The sequence below is a fragment of the Aliarcobacter vitoriensis genome (assembly GCF_003316695.1).
GTDB lineage: Bacteria > Campylobacterota > Campylobacteria > Campylobacterales > Arcobacteraceae > Aliarcobacter > Aliarcobacter vitoriensis.
The window spans coordinates 1-1,803 of the sequence record NZ_PDKB01000037.1; the positions used below are offsets into that span (position 1 = coordinate 1).

At 28.8% G+C, this 1,803-nt stretch carries 1 protein-coding gene; it reads left to right on the forward strand.

The window, feature by feature from the left end; genetic code table 11:
- The coding region (locus CRU91_RS11985) for a TonB-dependent siderophore receptor (RefSeq protein WP_146951625.1) at positions 1 to 1,803 on the forward strand (1,803 nt) is incomplete at both ends.

Sequence of the window (1,803 nt, forward strand, 5' to 3'; positions counted from 1 at the left end):
GTAATCTAAATAGCGTACTAGAAGAACATAATCTCAAAGCTATCGAAGAAGATAGCATAATTTACATAATAGAAAAACCAAAATATCAAAACTTTGGTAATACTACTGTTTTAGATGAAATATCTGTAAATAGTGGAAATTATCTAGGAAGTACAACAGAGAATTCAAACTCATACACAACAGGAAGTATGAATACTGCTACAAAACTCGATTTATCTATTCGTGAAACTCCACAATCTGTTGTTGTAATAACAAAACAACAAATGGAAGATTTTAATTATAACTCTTTTGAAGATATTGGAAATAATACAGCAGGTTTAAGAGCCTCAAAATTTGATACAGATAGAGTATATATAAATGCAAGAGGTTTTGAAATAAATTATTATCAACTTGATGGAATACCTACAAGCAGATTTCTCACTTTAGAAGATTTATCAATTTATGATAGAGTAGAAATTGTAAAAGGTGCAAATGGTCTTATGACAGGAGCTGGAAATCCTGCAGCTTCAATAAATTTAGTTAGAAAACATGCAAATAGTAAAGAATTTACTGGAAATATAACATTACAAGGTGGTTCTTGGGATACTTACAGAGGAGATATTGATGTTAACACTCCTTTAAATCAGGATGGAAGTGTAAGAGCTAGATTAGTAACAAGTTATGGAGAAAAGGATTCTTATAAAGATTTTTATAGCAAAGATAGTAAAACTTTATATGGAGTCGTAGATGCTGATATAAGTGATAATACAAGAGTTTCAATTGGTGCTAGCTATTTAAAACAAGAGTCAAAAGGTTCAACTTGGGGAGGAGTTCCTACCTATTTTAGTGATGGAACTTTAACAAATTTTAGTCCTGAAGACTCTTTTGTTCCCAAATGGGCTTATGCAGATAAAGAAGAAAAAAGTGCTTTTTTAAATTTGGAACACTATTTTGAAAATGAGATAAAAATTCAGGCAAATTATTCTTACTATAATACATCAGAAAAGAATAATCAAGCATATTATATAAATGCTACAAATCTTAGTAGAATTACAGGTTTAGGAGCAACAATGAGTTCATGGAAATCAAGAAGTGAAGATGTAGATAATACACTAGATTTATATGCTTCTATTCCATTTGAACTTGGAAATAGAAATCATGAAATTATAACTGGAATTATGTATCAAAAAAGAGAGATAAATAATTTTTCTTATGATAGATTAACAAATATAGATATCAGTAACAACAGTGTATATTCATGGAATGCAAATATTACTGAACCTATTTATGATTCTGAAACAAGAAGTGGTAAAACGACAAATGAACAAAAAGCGGCTTATGTTGTAGGAAGATTCTCATTATTAGATGATTTAACACTTATAACAGGTGGTAGATTGACTAATTATGAATCAGATGATAAATTCAATAAATACTCTTATAAAAATAAAGAAGTTTTTATTCCTTATGCAGGATTGGTTTACAATATAGATGAAAATCATAGTGTTTATACAAGTTATACAGATATTTTTCAACCACAAGATAATAAAGATAAAAGTGGTAAAAAGTTAGATCCAAGAGAGGGTAATAACTATGAAGTTGGAGTAAAAGGAGAGTATTTTAATAAAAAACTAAATACAGGATTAACTTTATTTAGAGTTCAACAAGATAATGTTCCTACTTTAGCTGGAGTAGATCCTATAACAGGAGATTCATACTATACAGCAGAAAAAGGAAGTAAAACTGAAGGTATAGAGTTTGACTTAAATGGAGAAATACTTGATAACTGGAATGTAGGATTTGGTATATCTTATTATGAGATGAAAA